The following is a 17,669-nucleotide window of genomic DNA, read 5'->3' as shown; positions in this document are numbered from 1 at the left end:
TGAATCTACACCAAACCGTGAATCACGCCATCCTCATCCATCCATAGTGCCTCAGCAGCTGGCTTAGCCGGTAGACCTGGCATCGTAACGATATTGCCCGTAATCACTACAGCAAACCCTGCACCGAGCGAAAGGGTAATATCACGGATACCTACCGTGAAACCTTCTGGAGCGCCAAGCAATCTAGGCTGATCTGAGAAGGAATAAGGGGTCTTCGCCATACATACTTGAAGATCATTTAACCCAAGACGCTCAATCACCGCTAGGCTGCGTTTGGCCGCAGGGGAAAAGTTAACCTCCGCACCACGGTAAATTTCGCGAACAATCTTGGTGATTTTGGAAGAGATGTCGAGTTCATTCTCATACAAAGGAGCAAAACGTTCAGTGTCGCTATGATCCAGAAGTTTCTTTAATTCCGAAGCCAACTCTTGTCCGCCCGCACTACCTTCTGCCCATACCTTGGATATTGCCGCAGGAACGTTCAATCGGCGACAAGCCTCCACAACGTCATTAATCTCTTCTGGGCTATCGCCTTCAAAATGATTAATGGCAACAAGAACAGGCACCCCAAATTTGCCGAGATTCTCTACATGACGCTCCAAATTAGACAATCCAGAGCGCAGCGCCGTCCGGTTCTCCGTTTGGAGCTCATTCTTAGGTACACCACCGTTATATTTCAAGGATTTCACCGTCACGACAAGCACTGCCGCTGAAGGGGTTAGACCCGCTTGCCGGCATTTGATATCCATGAATTTCTCTGCACCAAGATCCGCTCCGAAGCCTGCTTCCGTAACCACAACATCTCCCAGCTTGAGTGCATAACGAGTACCAATAACACTACTGCAGCCATGGGCGATATTCGCAAATGGACCACCGTGTACAATAACAGGAGTGCCCTCCAAGGTCTGCACCAGATTAGGCTTAACTGCTTCCTTCAGCAGCGCTGTCATCGCTTCAACTGCCCCTATTTGCTCGGCCGTTACAGGCTGTCCCTCTTGGTCATACCCAATCAAAATACGGTTCAGACGCTTTTTGAGATCACTCAGATTATCGCATAGGCATAATACAGCCATAATCTCAGAAGCTGTTGTAATCTGAAATCCACTTTCCCGCACGGCTCCATTTCCATCTCCGAGCCCTGTCACTATATTCCGCAGACTGCGATCATTCATATCCATCACGCGTTTCCAAACGATACGCTGCGGATCAAGACCCAGCTCATTACCTTGGAAGATATGATTGTCAATCATCGCAGACAATAAATTATGTGCAGAAGTCACAGCATGAATATCACCCGTAAAGTGCAAATTAATCTCATCTGCCGGAATGATCTGTGACTTGCCGCCGCCCGTGGCACCGCCTTTCATGCCTAAGCATGGTCCGAGGGATGGTTCGCGCAAGGCAGCCACGGTCTTTACTCCTGCTGCGTTCAATGCCTGTGCCAGCCCAATGGTTGTTAAGGTCTTCCCTTCGCCAGCAGGGGTTGGATTCACCGCAGTGACCAATACCAGCTTACCATCTGGTTTGTTCTTCATGTCTTCCCATAAGGACGGTGAAAGTTTACTTTTATATTTGCCGTATAGTTCCAGATGCTCTTCGCCAATTCCCGCTTGTGCTGCTACCTCTGTAATTAACTTCATGCTTGTATTGAACCCTCCTGCCGTTATTATCCTGCTGTATTCCACGCTTTATGCATATTTTGCATGGGCATTACATTCTCTTCAAAGAATACATGGTCTCTGTAAAGCGTCAAGTATAATTTATCACAACAAAATTTAAGGCGCCTATTCTATATTCCTATGTAAAAAAAGAAAATCCCGTCGAGGCTCGGCCAAAGACCGAGGTCGAAAGGATACTTGTAAAATAACAATTCATCAGTCCCTAAATGATCTACAGTAAGGACTCAATCTGTTCTGACATCGTTTCTGGCGATTCCTTTGGCTCCACACGAGCTACTACATTACCGCCACGATCAATAAGAAACTTCGTGAAATTCCAGCTGATATCACTGCTGTCGCCAGTACCCGGCTGCTGCTCTTTTAAATAATTGAAAAGAGGGCTGGCATCCGGTCCATTCACATCCACTTTGGCAAACACAGGAAATGTAACGCCATAATTAATCTGACAGAATTCTTCTGCCTCTTCACTTGTACCCGGCTCCTGACCCGCAAATTGGTTGCAGGGGAATCCTAATACTACAAGTCCCTGATCCCCATACTGCTCGTATAGCTTCTGGAGATCCCCATACTGCGGTGTAAGTCCGCATTTACTAGCCGTATTGGCAATCAGCACTACCTTACCTTCATACTCTGTAAATGACACTTCTTTACCCGAAGGCGTAACGCCGGAAAAATTGTAGATCGACATCCTAATTCCCCTTCCTTCCATGTACTTAGACTACACTACGTATCTTACCCGAATTGTAACAGAATGCAACTTATCGACACTTTCTGTAAACACTAAGATAAAAAAAAGCAGCCCTATGTATTTCTTAGGACTGCTCTCTATCACTCTGTTATTTGGATACGGGTACGACATCATAATATTCTTCCAGCGTAATCCCTTTATCCGCAATATAAGTAGCTATATCCTTGCCCACATAACGGATATGCCAAGGCTCATACTTATATCCTGTAATGTCCTGCTTTCCTTCTGGAAAGCGGATGATATAACCATATTCGGTTGCATGCTGCGCTAGCCACTCCGCTTCCTTCGTTCCACCAAAACAGCTCTCCGCAGCACATTTCCCGTCACTTCCTGAGACATCGATAGCAAGCCCTGTCTGATGCTCGCTATAGCCAGGCACGGCACTGTAAGTACGAGCCAGTTCTTCTCCGTCTTTCTCAACATAACGATTGAACAGCCTCGTTTGGGTTTCCTTAGAACGGTAGGCTGAAACGCCAGCCAAGTAAATCCCGTCTTCCTCTGCGCCTGCGAACAGTTTCTCTAATGCTTCGGCAGCTTCCTTACGCATCATACGCTTCTCGATTTTCTCTTTAAATGTAAACCGCACTTCCGGGTAGACTAGATCCGTTGGCTTATAGTTCCCCGGCAATCCATACTCCTTATTCACCATCACAGCTATGCTGTCAGGCTCTTTAAAAGAATCATCAGTGCTATTTCCCTTGCCGTTACTATCCGGTTCGGACGGATCAGAGGGATCCGTTGTATTAGATGGGTTAGCTACCACTGGGTCTGTTATGCCCTCTTCGGTGCTATTTCCATCTTCACCAGGCTCAGCTTGAAGATCATCCTGCACATTTATATTGGAACCGCTACTATCTGAAGCAGAAGGAGAAGGCGTCGTATACTTCCCAATCCCCCACCCAACAGCAATAACGACAATTAACAAGATTATTATTTTTAATTTTTTAGACATCTGCAAGATCTTCCTCCTCGAAGTCGAAACACTCTATTTATCTATTAGACAAGCTTTCCTTCAAAAATGTTACACTAAGATCCTTTTTTAGACAAATATCGCTCGAATAATTGTGCCTATAAAATAAAGTTACCATAGGGAGTTAGCTTGTCCGCTAACTTCCCTATGGTAACAAGTTTTAGTTATGAAATTCCACTCACATTATCTGGATGTGCCTCTGCCGCCGCTTTTAAAGCCGCCGGAGCTGCCGCGTCCACCCCGTGAGGAACCCGTATTTCCGCTGTTGCGGCCGCCTTTACCAGCGCCACCCTTGGCACCGCTATAGCCGCCTTTGCTACCTTTACCACCTTTGCCGCCGCCTCTAGACGGGCCCGTACCGTAGCCGCTGCCTAAGCCGCCTCGTGGTGTGCCGCCAACGTAAGCGCCGCCGTCTGCACCTCTGGCTACGTTCTCGCTGTAGCCAGTGCTTGGGCCGCCCTTCCGGTTCGCACCGCGCGAACCGGTGCTGCTAGGCGCTGCTGCGTTGCCGCTAGCTGGCGCATCGCCTCTGGAGGCGAAGGCGCCATAGCCGCCGCCTACTCGTACTACGCCGGCAGCCTTGCCGCCGCCCTTAGGTGCAGCAGCGTCAAAGCCGCTGCCGCCACGCTTGCCAGCCGCCGCATCAGAACGACCACCGCGGCGACCTTCTGCAGGCGCGCCCCAGCCGCCTGCTTCCTTACCGCGGCCGCGGCCACCTTGCCGCGCTCCGCCTTCGCCGCGCGGAGCACCGCCGCGGCCAGAGCCGCCGGTCTTCGGTCCGCGGCCCGTGCGCGCTGCCTCAGCGCCGCCGCTTTGACGACCGCCGTGCCGTCCGCCGCCTTGTACTGCAACGAATTCGCCAACGCCGAATTCATCTTTGTCGTAACGGCGGCGATCCAGGCGCTGCGAAATGCCGTGCTCGATCAAGTCTAGTCCATCTTGCTCACGTGGAGAAGTGAACGTAATTGCAAGCCCTTTGCCTCCGGCACGGCCTGTCCGGCCGATCCGGTGAATATAGCTATCCACATCAAGTGGCATATCGTAGTTAAAGATATGAGTGATACCTTCGACATCCAACCCCCGAGCCGCTACATCTGTAGCTACAAGAAGCTGCAGCTTCGCATCACGGAATCTCTTCATTACACCTTCGCGTTTACCTTGAGACAAATCACCGTGCAGCTCATCACAATCATAACCTGCTGCTTGGAGTGCTTCGTTCAGCTTGGACACCCGACGTTTGGTCCGGCAGAAAATAATAGCCAAGTAAGGACGATCCCGTTCAATCAATGTTTTGAGTGCCTCTTCTTTATTACGATCCGAGACTTCCACGACTTGCTGTTTGATATTATCCAGCGGAATCGGAGAACCACTCTTAATAATGATATCCAGAGGCTCTTTCATGTAATTAGCTGCGAGACGTTTAATCGGATCTGGCATCGTCGCAGAGAACAACATCGTTTGACGGCGATAAGGAACAGCCGTAATAATGGTCTCTACATCCTCCAAGAATCCCATATGCAGCATTTGATCCGCTTCGTCCAGAACGAGCATCTTAACGCCACTAAGATCGAGCGTCTCCCGGCGCATATGATCTAGCAGTCTGCCCGGTGTACCGATAATAAGATGTCTGCCACCTTCGAGCTTACGCAGCTGCTTCTCAACATCCTGACCACCATAAACGGCCAAGATTTTAATATCCGTATGACGCGCCAGCTTACGTGCCTCTTCTGTAATCTGCAAAGCCAACTCACGTGTTGGGGCCATAATTAGCGCCTGCGGATAAGCTCGCTCCGTGTGGATCTTGTCCATAATTGGCAGCAAGAAAGCTAATGTCTTCCCTGTACCTGTCTTCGCTCTTGCAATTACATCCAAACCCTGCACCAATGGCGGTATTGCTTCCTGTTGCACTGGTGTAGGCTTAACGATGCCTTGACCTTGAAGCAATGTACACAGTAATTCTGAAACACCTAATTCTTTAAATCCCGGCAAATTCTCCACCTCACTATTTTCTCAGTTAAATTTGATTACATCTCTTACTTAACTTCCGTCTTCCAAAGCCCTATTCAGGCAGCCCTAACCCGACTGTCCTTTTGGGGGCGTATGCTTCCGATTCAGCTATATTCAAACAAAAGCGGAAGAACCCCGTCACCGGCATTCTTCCGTCCCATGTATCCCTTGACCCGTTAAAAGAGTGCGGTCAAAGTTCGGTTTCTGGGCAGCAGCGATCCACCGGACGTTTAGACGGCACTCCATTTGCGTTCCATTCCACTTTATACAATAGAAGTAAAGTTAAGCTTAGAAAGTTATCTTTTATATTGTACTTGATAGAACGGCATTTGTGTGAACCTGCAGAATAATAATTATTCTATCCTGCAGGTTAGAACCTTCCCGATTTAAAAATCGCATAGATCAACCATAGGAACATCAGAAGCGCTATTACGCCGCCAATCTCCACTGTAGGAAAATTCCATAACACTGAAGGCTGACCCCGCATCGCAGTGCCTATAATGAGTCCAACCATGATGATACTGAACGCAAGCATCACAATACTAAATGCTAAGCGGTTCCCAACCCGGTCCAGCTTTCGCTCCAGATGCTCGAGCTCAGGTGCCGCAATCTCTACCTTTAGCTTTCCCTTAGTAATTAGCGCAGATAACTGCCTTGCCTGCCCAGGAAGCTCTAAAAGACTCTCCGTTAAATCGGCTACGCCTCCAAGGAACTTGCGCTGCAATCGGGGACCACTAAATCGCTGCTTCACAAGTTCACGTCCAAAAGGCTCTGCCATCTCTAAAATGCTAATCGTTGGATCTAAATTGCTAATGACACCCTCAAGCGTCAGCATCGTCTTACCAAGCATCGTTAGATCCGGGGGAAGAACTAATCGATGCTTGCGAGCAATGCCAAACAGATCATTTAGCGCTTTGCCTATGCTCATCTTACTGAACGGAACATCATAATACTCTTCGCGAAGTCGATCCATATCATTATGCAACGCTGCTCGATCAGCATCCTCAGGGATGACGCCGAGACGCAAAATTGCCCGGACCATCGCATCCGTATTCTTGCGCATTAGGGCGATGACAAGCGCAGACAGCTGCTCTTTCATCTCTTCGTTCAGCCGCCCCATCATGCCAAAATCAATCAAAGCCAGCTTCCCATCAGCCATTCGTATAACATTCCCTGGATGCGGATCCGCATGAAAAAAGCCATGAATGAAGATTTGCCTTAGCATCATTTCCACGAGCTGCTGAGCGATAACCTTAAGTTTAACTCCGTTACTCAATAACTCATCGCGACGACTCAGCGTAATCCCTACCACATATTCCATCGTCAGCACCCGTTCTGACGTATAGTCCCAATGAATATCCGGTATGTATACTCCGTCATAATCCATCTGTTGAGCAATTTTCTCTGCATTGCGTCCTTCTTGGCCGTAATCCAGCTCGCCAAGCAGAGATTTCGAGAATTCCTCTACCATACGGGACAACTGATATTGCCTCGCCCAGCCTAGCTGCTTCTCAGCAAGGGCGCTTAGATCTTTGAGAATTTCCAAATCCCTACTCATCGTTCGCAGTATACCAGGGCGCTGAACTTTAACAGCCACGACCTGCCCACTGTGAAGAACAGCTCTATGCACTTGACCGATCGACGCAGCCGCAAGGGGAGTATCCTCAAAGGAATTAAAGATCTCATCCATCCGTTGATCGAGTTCATGCTCCACAATCGTGCGCACGCGCTCCACAGGGAACGGGGGCACATTATCCTGTAGTTTTACCAATTCTTGAATAATAGAATCAGGCAGCAGATCCGAACGGGTACTGGCGAGTTGTCCAAGCTTAATAAAGGTTGGGCCCAAATCCTCCAATACGAGACGAATCCGCTCCCCGAGTGTAAGGCTTGTATGAGCTTCTTGCGTTACAAGACGGCGTGGAAGGGATAATAAATGATAGAGCCCCAGCTCCTCCACCATATAGCCAAAACCATGGTGCATAAGCGCCATGGCAATGGACCGGTATCGTCCGGCATGTCTGATACGTACTGCCATTTAGTCCGTACGCGTTTCCGCCGATGTTCCTTCTAGATGGGAAATGCCCTCCAGCTCGGCCAATCGACGCTCCAATACAGCAATTCGGCCTTCCAGCTCGTCAATATCACTTTGTACAGGAACCTTCATTTCCTTCAACACGCGTTGTACTTGTTCTTGTACAACAGACTTGAGCATACCTCGCTCTTCCTCACCGCGTTCAATCAGACGGTCAACAAGGGCCTTAGACTCCGAAGGAGCAAGCTCCCCACGCTTCACTAGTTCCTCAACAACCTTTTCTACTTTTTCCTTACTAACAATGGTGAGGCCCACTCCTAAAGAGATCGCTTTTTTAAACAAATCACTCATAGTACTTCCTCCCAAAGATTCCGTTTCGTTACAAACGGAGTTGATGATTAAAGTATACCTCACTGTGTGCGTATTTCAAAAAAACGCAAAATCCCTTAGTTACTTACCGGAATACGTGCAGCCCAAGTAGCTGCCTGTAAGATCAGTTTACGTAGTGCTGGATGGCGGAAGGATGGCTCATGATGCCCAGGCATAAGGAACACTACTCGTCCTAAACCATAGCTGTGGCACCATGCAGCTGGAAGCCATTGACCCTCCGATTCATACTGAAGAAGAATAGTCCGATCTGTGAACGGATCAAATTCGAAATGATAAGGCTCTTCATCCAGCTGGAAGTCTTCAACGCCCTCAGTAATGTCATGCTCTAGCACCTTAAAATTCATTGGCTCGTAAGCAGTGTGACCATTAAAGCGTCCACCGATCAGCTGAGCTAGTTCGTTACGCTTCGTCAATGAAGCACCTGTATGAAGAACAATCAGTCCTCCACCACCGCTCACATAGCTGAGTAGGCCAGCGGTTTGCTGAGGAGATACAGTTTCATTCCATAATTCGTTGTAGGCAATGCATAAGTCATAACTTCCCAAATGCTCAATGCGCATCATTTTTTTATTTTCTGAACACTGAACGGTTAATAAATCATTTAAGATCTCGCTAATTTGTTGGTCCACTCCTTGAAGTGGATGGAAACGGGGATGGGTATAATCACCAAGTAACAGACATTTTCTTTTGTCCATGGGGATCCTCCTCCTTATTCATTGTTATTATTCATCACATGTTGCCTATATTCTAAGGAAAACTGCTGCGAATGTCCATGCAGATGGCAGGTTTACTACTCTTAAGGCATCCTCTTCCGGGTAAAAAAGCATCCCCACCCATTGAATCCGGCGGGAATGCTTCTGAATAGTAACGTAAATCTTGTAAAGCTTCCGCACACTGTGGTCTAGCGATTCGCCGCCACATATTTGCCCAACTCTACAATCATGCTTCCCATCCGTTCATGCTCAGGCATGATGATACGTTGTAGGCCCTCTTCTTTTAGAGCCTCAGAGGTAATACGCCCTACAGATACAGCAAGCACTTTATCCTCGAAAGACTTCAGCATCTCCTCCAGCTTGCACTGTTCCCGAGCAAATTGAGAGAGGAAACGAAATTGTGGCGCACTTGTAAAAGCCACGGCATCAATCTTACCTTCTATGATTTCTGTAAGCAATCTTTCAAGCTCACCCGATTCTGGTAGAGTATGACGATACGGCAGCACTTGGCGGGTATTCGCCCCAGCCTCCTGCAGCCATGCGAGCATACGAGGAGCTGGATCGCCGTGCAGCTGCAGTACGACCTCCTTGCCCTTCAAATCCAGAGATTGAAGCCCACGAATCAATCCGATCGTACTTCCGTCGTCGTCACGAATCTCCGGCGTAAGTCCTCTTTTTTTCAAAGCATTCACTGTCTTATAACCCCGTGCAGCAATAATAGAACCAGAAAGGACCTCTAAGAAACGCTCAGCGATATTAAGGCGTTCAGCCGTTTGGAAGAGAGCATCCAGTCCCATGCCTGTGGTAAGGATCACCAAATAAGGCGCATGGCTGATCCATGAATTCAATCCTTCCTCCAATGCCTCATCATCAAGAAAGACAGTACCCTGAGCAGGTCGACATAACGCCGTCCCCCCCATATTTTGCACCAGCTTGGCCATTTCTTCCGATTTGCGCGGACCCGCCAAGGCGACCGTGAACCCCTTCAGTTGCTCTGCCATGTACTATTATCTCTCCTCTCTCCGTTGCCTAACCCAACATTATTGTTTACCAGTATACTTGCAAAGGGCTGCAAAAGGGAAGATAAAAGCATCGTTTTCCTATATGAAATATATATTATTACTAGGAAGAGTGTATTTTAAAGCTACTCACAAGCTTTTGCAGTTCCTCCGCAAGACGGCTAAGGTCGGTAGACGAAGACGCCATCTCTTCAACAGAAGCAAGCTGCTCTTGCGCTGCCGTCGCGATGGTCTCTGTATTCACAGCCGCTTCTTCAGAGATGCCACGAATCTCTCCTATAGCCTTCTCCATGTGATCTGATTCCACCAATAAGGTCTGTACAGCCCCACCCATTGCCTCAATCTTCTCTGCGGCACTCTTGACCGCTCTACGGATACGGGAGAAGGAACGTCCGGAAGTATCCACGGCCTCTATCCCTTCGGTTACGCGCTGCTTTGTGTCTTCCATCGTATGAGTCACCAGCTTCATCTCACTATTAATGGCGGTAATCTGCTCTGCAATCAAATGCGCTGATCTCTCTGATTCCTCTGCCAGCTTACGCACTTCAGCAGCGACAACGGCAAATCCACGGCCATGCTCTCCAGCTCTGGCCGCCTCAATAGAAGCATTGAGAGCTAACAGATTGGTCTGACGGGCAATCCCTGTGATTACGCCGACAATGCCCTCAATTTGACCGGTTCTTTCGTTCAGCTTGTCGATTACACTGCCAAGCTCTCCCACCGTTCTATCGATACCATTGATCTTATCCACCACGCTGATGACGGAATCATTTCCTTCCGAAGCAGAGAGTGAAGTCTTGTCCATCATCGCAGACACCTGCTCCATATATACGGAAATATGATCCACTTCGCTTGTCGTCGCCGCTGTACTATCCATTCCTTTGCGTACACCGATTACCTGCCGTTCCGTCCCTGCCGCTACCTCCTGAATCGCTATCGTCATTTGTTCGATCGTTTGGGCATTCTGCTCCGCACTGGCAGTCAGCTCTTCGGCTGAAGAGGAGACATTACTCGTCATCTCCTGCACACCTATGATCATCTCGCGCAGGCTGAGCACCATTAATTGAAAGTTCTCGGCTAGCATGCCAATTTCATCTTTGCGGAAAGCTCCCATGTCTTCGGACAGATCCCCTTTGGCTATCACGGCAGTTGCTTTCCGCAAACGGATCAGAGGCTTCAAGATAGATTGAATATTAAAATAGATTACGATCAGTGCAAGCAGAACGGAAGCTACAATTACAAGCAGTGCTGTATTGCGGATTCCACTCGTTACTGAAGTCACTTCATCTATGCTTATCGTGCCTCCGATTCTCCAGCCCGTAAGCTCATTTACCATAAACGTCATCTTTTTGTGCGTACCCTTGTAGACATAATCAAAAGTACCTTGATCTTCCTCAAACATTTTCTTTATAAAGTCATCGGATGACTCCAGCCCAATAGCCTCTGTTGGATGAACAAGATATTTCTTGCTGTTATCCAGGATAATAATATATCCTTCCTTGCCCACCTTAGTCGCGGTCAATTCTCCTAATGCAGATAGATTGAGATTCAGGGTTATTACCCCGTCACCGCTCTTCAGGACCGTTGATATCGCGATCGCCGTTTCCTGATTCACAGTTTGAAAGGCCGGAGAAATCACAACACCTTTCCCGTGCTTCAGAGAATTAATATAGGCACTTTCCTGCCTGGGATCATAGCCTTCGGGCAGCTTGGCTTCCGAAGCATGGATCGATTGCCCTCTGCTTGTACTAACATAAATATTTAGCACATCAGGATGTAGCACAGCATATTCCTTTAATCTGTCCTTCATAGAAGCTACCGTCTCTCCATTTGCCTCACTGTTGGTCCCCTCAGCGGTGAACTCAGCAGCAAAATAAGAAATAGCATCTATTTTCGATTGAATATTCGAGTTGATGATTGCATCTACTGCCTCAACACTTTCGGTAGCATTGTTCACCAGTTGATCTTCCACTTCATGGCTAGCAGATTGATAGGTTCGCCAACCGATAATGATACTGGGCAACAGTAGAACTAATAGGTATGTCAGAATTAATTTGGTTCGGATACTCATACCCGCTTTTTTGTTCATAGATGTCATCACACTCTCTCTCTTCGAGTCTTAAAGAAGGACTTATTTACCAGACTTACTATATAATTATATATCCTCCTTTGGAACCGATTTTCCTCCTATCTTTCTTCATTTTTCTCATCATTCTTAAAAATTGTCATATAAACGCAACAAAAAGACCGCCTCAAAGAGAGCGATCTACTCAAATAAGCCTATTTCTTATCATTACCGTAGCAAAAGGCTCCGGTTCTTTCATCCTAGTTCACGTTCTTATTCTTGCAGTTCGGGCAGACGCCTCCGAATACCACATGAGCATGACCAATGGTATAACCTGTATCCTTGGCCACTGTGTTCATCCAGTCTCGTGGAACTTGGTTCATTACCTCATCAACCGCACCGCAAACCTCGCAAATGATATGCTGGTGATCATCCATGCGGGCATCATATCTGCTGGCAGCCTCACCAAGCTTAAGCTCACGAATCATTTGTTTATCTGAAAGATAACGAAGAGAGTTATATACAGTACCGTATGCTAAGCTATGACCTTGTTCTACTAGCCGGTTCATTACTTCCGCAGCAGTGGGATGGTCATGTGAATTAAGGACGATATCGTAAACGGCTTGACGTTGGGAAGTCAAATTTAGACTTTTCATTGCTATCATCCTCTAACTTGTTTTTAGATCAAGTATAAATCGTGAAGGTAAGAACGTCAATCCCACTTTTATCCACTCATTACTTTCTCAGTTACTTAATCAATCCTGAATATTTGATGTTAACATCAGCTTTGACCTGAAAATTGAGCCCGGCATAGAGCCCCTTCCACACTTCCATTTCGGTATCATTATTAAAATGTCTAGCTCCATAGTGCAGCCCCCACCCAAAAGGATCCAAACCGCTCGTATGAATTTTTTTCAGTAATGCTAAGATATCATCTTCCAATTCTTTCTCGCCAGCTGCCTGAATTTTTTTCAACTTGCTATGTGTCACCAAATCCGGGCTGCTACTCTCTTCGAGGATCCCTTTAATCTTAATATGGTATCGAATAGTAGCTTTTCTGCTCTCCGTATTTAGTATCTTGTAGTCCGAGGATGATCTCTCTGTGTAATACTGATACATGACCCCCTCAATATGGGCTGGCAAATTGGTCCGTAAGTTGGAGCGCGACAGCAGATTGTATAGCCGGGTTTCGTTCGGTGTAAGCACCATCTTGATTTTCTCGCTATCCAGTAGAGCGATTTTATCAATTAAGAACTCGCTCTTCCCTTTGGCCTCGATAATCGGCAAGATCGGATCAATACCGTTCTCATAAATATTTCTCATCAGCTGAAAGGAATACACACTAGCAATAAATGGAGATTCCGTTCCCTGACCACTCATCGCCAGAATAAGAGAATTCGATGGGATACGCTCCGATTCGGGTCGTACCTGCAGCACTTGAAGTGCCTCCGGACGCCCGACTGCAAAATTCACAATAAGCTGGACATCTCTGCGCCGCACGGCCCAATCCATAACATGCTGAATATCTTTACGTGCGATCCCTTCTCCCAAAATAATCGATTTACAATGGGAATAATCAAGCTCCTTCTCCACTTTTGACTTCATTCTGCGGAGCGCTTCCGAAATACTAGGGGACTCTTCGGTTAATATCTGCATCTTCTCATCAATCTTAGTAACTTCCCCCTGTGGGATGGCCAGTTTCAAGCTGATCTTGAAAGTCCCTTCTTCTTCACCAGGGTCAACACCGATCGCCAGTACGAATATCCTTAAATCAATTTCTTTGAAGTCACAGCCGGCAAGGAGTAGCAGTAACACAATTCCTATTGCACTAAGTGCTTTTCTCACAACCTCTGCCTCCTTACTTTGCGATAACAATAAAACAGCAGAGCGATTAAGAACATCTCACCAAACCAGCGGATCTGTAGAAACCAAATGCCCAACACGTTGAGCTGATATTGATCCATCCATATTAAGGAGAGGACCACTCCGCTAAACAAGCACAGGATGAGCCACTCTTTCCACTGCTCTGCCTTCTGGGATTTTTTTTTCGTAGATGAAATAGCATCTTTGAATAATCCTAACCCTACATGCCAATGAACAATTACACTCACCAGAGATAAAGTCATGTAGGCAAAATAAAAAATAAACAACATCCGTTCAATAATAAAGGATTCTATCCGGATACTGTCTGCCGTCGAGAACCACGTATATACATGTCTCTCAATCGCAACAGTACCGAAATAACCGATAGGGACCAAAAAGGTTACGAGCAGTACGAGAAGTCCTTCCACCCCTAAAATCCAGGCATGCTTTAGCTTTAACCCATGAAATACCCGATTAAAGATGGCTAGATTAATATAACCACTAAAAGAAAAGGTAGCTGCCGAAAGACTCATCAAATCCGGCTTATGCCAGATGTATGTAGTGATCTGCAGAACAGAATCCCAATTGAAGTCCGGATTGGTCAGCGCCTTTACAATGCCATAGACAATTAACGGTAATGTAACGAAAAGAATGATTTCAAGACCATACAAAAGTGATAGTGAATCAAAGCGACAGCAGATGCAGACCAATATCAGAAAGCCGATCACGACAGTATATGGGCTTGAATTCGGACTGACATATCTCAGCGTAATATCTACAAAAGAAAGCAAGGTAACCCCCCCAGCCACACACCATAAACCCGCAAAAAAGACAAGTAAGGGTTTGACTAGCAGCTTAGGAAGAAGAGGGTTAAATATTTCCGGAAATCCCTTTCCAGGAAATTTAGCAATCAATACAGTAAATATATAGACAAACAAAGTACCAAGGATCGTTGCAATTAGTATAGAGAACAAAGCACCGTCAAAGCGTCTGTCTATTAGTTCCCTAGGAACAAAATTAATGATGTTGATCAAGCTGTTCATCAGAAAAAGACAGTAGAAATAACGGCTTTTGGCCATCAATGTTCCCCGCCCTTCTTCTTACCAAGGTTATCAAGAAAAAACAATCTGAAATAAGGTTGTCCAAAGCTACGCTGATTGCATAAATACATTGCGAATCCCACAACACAGACCACTACACCAACCATTCCTAGAACAGCGGCAGCTATAAGAAAAATGTACTTCAGCACGCGTATCGACAAGCTCATCATATTCAGAGGAATCAGAAAATTGGATATCGCAACGGCAGAGACCAATATAATCATAATATTACCTACAAGCCCTGCCGCCGTAGCTGCCTGACCTAAGATTAGACCTCCGACCGTCGTGGCCGTAGGACCAATCGCTTTGGGCAGCCGTAAACTCGCCTCGGTCAGAAATTCCATCATCATAAGCATTAAGAGCACTTCCACAAAAGATGGATAAGGCACGGTCGCGCGACTACCCGAAATGAGTAGTGCAACCTGCACACGAATAATCTCTGGGTTATACGAGGTAAGTGTTACATAGATCGCAGGCAGCCATAACGTCATGCACACACCGATAATTCGGAGTAGCTTTAAGAAACGGCCCACAATAGGAAATTGGATCTTATCATCCATGGATGTAAAAAAATCGTTAAATATGGAGGGCAACACTATCGCATATCCCGTTGTATCCAGGAGTATCGCTACTTTTCCTTCAGACAAATTAAACACAACTCTATCAGGTCTTTCAGTAATAATAGACTTAGGGAGTATTCTCAATTTATCACTGCTTATAAACTTCTCAAGTTCTCCCGTAGCCTGTAAAATATCAACCTTTAGGGTATTCATCTTCTCCCTTAATTCCGCTAATACATTATGATCAACACGACTGATGTCGTATAGGATGGCCACTTTTGTTTTGGAGACATCGCCGATGATCATGGTTTCCATTTTGAGATTAGTGGATTGATAGCGACGGCGAATCATGTTCAGATTAACCGCAATATCCTCCGTTAGTGCATCTGAAGGTCCCTGTGAAATGCTTTCTGCAGACGTTTCACTAACACCGCTGCTCTCTGTACTCATCGCGTCAAAAAAACAAATCACATCATTTATGCTAAGAAGAACGTAGCCACTAAGCAAAAGATCGATCGCTATTTCCTTCGTAGTCTCCTCTTCCGTGCCCGGATACGTCGTAATGTAATCAAGGTAAGCGTTAGTATCCCCCATCTCATAGAACGGCGTAATCACATGGCGACTGAGCGTCTGCGAATCTGTAACGCTTTTAATATAAAGTAAGTTGATCTGCCCAAAAGGTGCAACGAGCGTTCTATCAATTAAATCGGCAAATCCGTCCAACTCACCCTTGATCCATTCCAGAGAAACATTGTGCTTATCCTGTTGAACTGACATGGATCATCCCTCCTATTTATCCTGCGCTTCCCGGATGCCACCTTATTTTGGCACTATTTCTCTGAATTCATGCACTGCACATATGAATACAGAGTTTCTTTTAACGGGACTGTGGTAATAAATGAAATGAGCATTGTACAGATGGAGGGATAATAAGATGGATCCACACCGTAAAATAACGCAAGGTCTTCCGCAATTTCCAGAATCAATATGGCGTGACACTACAGATTTACCGACCTTTCCAAAGCTGACTGAAGATATTTCTACAGATGTCGCTGTGGTGGGCGGCGGTATTACAGGGATTACAACAGCCTATCTCTTAAGCAAAGCCGGATACAAAGTCGCACTCTTGGAGGCAGGGGAAATCCTCAGCGGTACTACGGGCTTTACAAGCGCCAAGATCTCCACTCAGCACGGATTAATCTATCATCATTTGCTGAAACATTTTGGGGCGGAGAATGCGCGGCGCTATTATCAATCGAACAATGAGGCTATGAATTGGATCTTAAATACGGCTGAGGAACTGGAAGTGTCTTGTGGCATGAAACGTGAAGCGGCCTATTTATACGCAGATGCTGAAGATCATAAAACGCTTAAACAGTTGGAAGAAGAGTATCAAGCCTATGAACAATTAGGCCTGCCCGGTGAATGGCTGGATAACGTCTCTATCCCCCTGATGGCGAGCGATGCGATTAAATTACCAGGACAAGCTCGCTTTCACCCCCTGCAATATCTGAAGGCCTTGTTGAGGGTTATCGTGGAAAAAGGTGGCGTGATCTATGAGCATACAATGATGGCAGACAAGGTGGAGAAGAACGATACGCTTACGCTTTTTACGGAAAAGAATGACTACCGCATCACCTGCCGTTACGCTGTGTCAGCTTCTCATTTCCCCTTCTACGACGGAGGTGCGTTATATTTCTCGCGACTGCATGCTGAACGTTCCTACTGTCTGGCGATCCAGCCTGAAACGGATTTTGAGGGTGGAATGTATTTAAGCGCCAGCGAACCAACCCGTTCTCTGCGTGCAGTGGAGTGGGGAGGCCAGAATCTGGTTATCGTCGGGGGTGAGAATCATAAGACGGGCCAAGGCATTTGCACGATAGGTCATTATGAGAATCTGGAACTGTTCGCAGGCCACTTGCTGGGTATCAAATCGATCCCTTACCGCTGGTCAGCACAGGATTTAATTACGCTGGACAAGGTCCCCTACATCGGCAAGATTTCGGAGAACGAAGAGATTTATATCGCTACCGGATTCGGAAAATGGGGCATGACAAGCGGTACCTTATCCGCTCAAATTATCTCCGATCAGATTCAGCGTAAGGATAATCCATACACAGAGCTATACGATCCATCCCGCTTCAAAGCTGGCGCCAGCCTAAAAAGCTTCTTCGTTCAAAATGCCAATGTGGCAAAAGAGCTTGTAGCGGGCAAAGTAGAAATCGTCCATAAAAAGACAAGTGATTTGAAAGCAGACGAAGGGGCTGTTGTCTTCCATGACGGCAAACGTGTGGGAGCTTATAAGGATCCGGAAGGGACGCTTCATCTGGTAGACAGAACCTGTACACATATGGGCTGTGAATGCGAATGGAACGATGGCGACCGTTCTTGGGATTGCCCTTGCCACGGCTCCCGTTTCTCCTATGATGGAGAAGTCTTAGAGGGACCCGCATCCGTGCCGCTGACGAAGCTTTACGAATAAATCATTTCATTCGAGGAAACAAATGATGGATTCATGGA

Annotated in this window: 14 protein-coding genes; 1 reads left to right on the top strand and 13 read right to left on the bottom strand. The window is 46.7% G+C overall.

The genetic code is table 11. From position 1 onward, the window contains the following. Positions 1-5 precede the first annotated feature (5 nt). From NSQ29_RS29135 to NSQ29_RS29075, 13 genes are all read right to left on the bottom strand, one after another. Positions 6-1,640: a formate--tetrahydrofolate ligase gene (locus NSQ29_RS29135; protein ID WP_340973266.1), complete on the bottom strand. Its 1,635-nt coding sequence runs from the start codon at positions 1,638-1,640 to the stop codon at positions 6-8. A 250-nt stretch (positions 1,641-1,890) separates the two neighbouring features. Next, the gene (locus tag NSQ29_RS29130) at positions 1,891-2,367 is read right to left on the bottom strand and encodes a glutathione peroxidase (RefSeq protein WP_339243824.1); all 477 of its coding nucleotides are present in this window, start codon (positions 2,365-2,367) and stop codon (positions 1,891-1,893) included. 148 nt (positions 2,368-2,515) lie between these two features. Beyond that, the gene (locus NSQ29_RS29125) at positions 2,516-3,379 is read right to left on the bottom strand and encodes a M15 family metallopeptidase (protein ID WP_341126638.1); all 864 of its coding nucleotides are present in this window, start codon (positions 3,377-3,379) and stop codon (positions 2,516-2,518) included. Between the two features lie 201 nt (positions 3,380-3,580). After that, complete coding sequence (locus NSQ29_RS29120) at positions 3,581-5,386, bottom strand: DEAD/DEAH box helicase (protein ID WP_339799224.1); 1,806 nt, start codon at positions 5,384-5,386, stop codon at positions 3,581-3,583. A 388-nt stretch (positions 5,387-5,774) separates the two neighbouring features. After that, positions 5,775-7,442: an ABC1 kinase family protein gene (locus NSQ29_RS29115; RefSeq protein ID WP_042192546.1), complete on the bottom strand. Its 1,668-nt coding sequence runs from the start codon at positions 7,440-7,442 to the stop codon at positions 5,775-5,777. Continuing rightward, positions 7,443-7,790: a phasin family protein gene (locus NSQ29_RS29110; protein ID WP_042131416.1), complete on the bottom strand. Its 348-nt coding sequence runs from the start codon at positions 7,788-7,790 to the stop codon at positions 7,443-7,445. It abuts the gene before it with no gap. Between the two features lie 95 nt (positions 7,791-7,885). Beyond that, positions 7,886-8,524, bottom strand: a complete 639-nt coding sequence (locus NSQ29_RS29105) for a ThuA domain-containing protein (protein ID WP_042192549.1) — start codon at positions 8,522-8,524, stop codon at positions 7,886-7,888. Between the two features lie 206 nt (positions 8,525-8,730). After that, a complete protein-coding gene (locus NSQ29_RS29100; RefSeq protein ID WP_341126637.1) occupies positions 8,731-9,543 on the bottom strand; it encodes a uroporphyrinogen-III synthase in 813 nt (270 codons plus the stop codon). A gap of 121 nt (positions 9,544-9,664) precedes the next feature. Next, positions 9,665-11,650: a methyl-accepting chemotaxis protein gene (locus tag NSQ29_RS29095; RefSeq protein ID WP_341126636.1), complete on the bottom strand. Its 1,986-nt coding sequence runs from the start codon at positions 11,648-11,650 to the stop codon at positions 9,665-9,667. A gap of 236 nt (positions 11,651-11,886) precedes the next feature. Further along, entirely contained in the window at positions 11,887-12,282 is a 396-nt protein-coding gene (locus tag NSQ29_RS29090) for a Fur family transcriptional regulator (RefSeq protein ID WP_042131422.1), read from the bottom strand. 91 nt (positions 12,283-12,373) lie between these two features. Further along, on the bottom strand, positions 12,374-13,471 hold the full coding sequence (locus tag NSQ29_RS29085; protein ID WP_341126635.1) for a Ger(x)C family spore germination protein: 1,098 nt from the start codon (positions 13,469-13,471) through the stop codon (positions 12,374-12,376). Further along, entirely contained in the window at positions 13,468-14,568 is a 1,101-nt protein-coding gene (locus NSQ29_RS29080) for a GerAB/ArcD/ProY family transporter (protein WP_341126634.1), read from the bottom strand. The genes NSQ29_RS29085 and NSQ29_RS29080 overlap by 4 nt, the downstream gene beginning before the upstream one ends. Beyond that, positions 14,568-15,926, bottom strand: a complete 1,359-nt coding sequence (locus NSQ29_RS29075) for a spore germination protein (protein WP_341126633.1) — start codon at positions 15,924-15,926, stop codon at positions 14,568-14,570. The genes NSQ29_RS29080 and NSQ29_RS29075 overlap by 1 nt, the downstream gene beginning before the upstream one ends. 157 nt (positions 15,927-16,083) lie before the next feature. Between NSQ29_RS29075 and NSQ29_RS29070 the strand changes: the two genes are divergently transcribed. Continuing rightward, positions 16,084-17,631: an FAD-dependent oxidoreductase gene (locus tag NSQ29_RS29070; RefSeq protein ID WP_341126632.1), complete on the top strand. Its 1,548-nt coding sequence runs from the start codon at positions 16,084-16,086 to the stop codon at positions 17,629-17,631. The last annotated feature ends 38 nt before the right edge of the window (positions 17,632-17,669 follow it).

The organism is Paenibacillus sp. FSL F4-0236, assembly GCF_038000135.1.
In the GTDB taxonomy this organism is placed as follows: Bacteria; Bacillota; Bacilli; order Paenibacillales; family Paenibacillaceae; genus Paenibacillus_AQ.
The sequence above is the reverse complement of the archived record's forward strand: the minus strand, read 5'-3'. Positions and strand labels throughout refer to the sequence as shown.

Bases quoted from the DNA above. Each gene is read 5' to 3' on its own strand.
- NSQ29_RS29110 (WP_042131416.1), bottom strand. From the start codon at position 7,790: ATGAGTGATTTGTTTAAAAAAGCGATCTCTTTAGGAGTGGGCCTCACC.
- NSQ29_RS29095 (WP_341126636.1), bottom strand. From the start codon at position 11,650: ATGAACAAAAAAGCGGGTATGAGTATCCGAACCAAATTAATTCTGACA.
- NSQ29_RS29130 (WP_339243824.1), bottom strand. From the start codon at position 2,367: ATGTCGATCTACAATTTTTCCGGCGTTACGCCTTCGGGTAAAGAAGTG.
- NSQ29_RS29125 (WP_341126638.1), bottom strand. From the start codon at position 3,379: ATGTCTAAAAAATTAAAAATAATAATCTTGTTAATTGTCGTTATTGCT.
- NSQ29_RS29115 (WP_042192546.1), bottom strand. From the start codon at position 7,442: ATGGCAGTACGTATCAGACATGCCGGACGATACCGGTCCATTGCCATG.
- NSQ29_RS29075 (WP_341126633.1), bottom strand. From the start codon at position 15,926: ATGTCAGTTCAACAGGATAAGCACAATGTTTCTCTGGAATGGATCAAG.
- NSQ29_RS29080 (WP_341126634.1), bottom strand. From the start codon at position 14,568: ATGGCCAAAAGCCGTTATTTCTACTGTCTTTTTCTGATGAACAGCTTG.
- NSQ29_RS29070 (WP_341126632.1), top strand. From the start codon at position 16,084: ATGGATCCACACCGTAAAATAACGCAAGGTCTTCCGCAATTTCCAGAA.
- NSQ29_RS29090 (WP_042131422.1), bottom strand. From the start codon at position 12,282: ATGAAAAGTCTAAATTTGACTTCCCAACGTCAAGCCGTTTACGATATC.
- NSQ29_RS29100 (WP_341126637.1), bottom strand. From the start codon at position 9,543: ATGGCAGAGCAACTGAAGGGGTTCACGGTCGCCTTGGCGGGTCCGCGC.
- NSQ29_RS29135 (WP_340973266.1), bottom strand. From the start codon at position 1,640: ATGAAGTTAATTACAGAGGTAGCAGCACAAGCGGGAATTGGCGAAGAG.
- NSQ29_RS29105 (WP_042192549.1), bottom strand. From the start codon at position 8,524: ATGGACAAAAGAAAATGTCTGTTACTTGGTGATTATACCCATCCCCGT.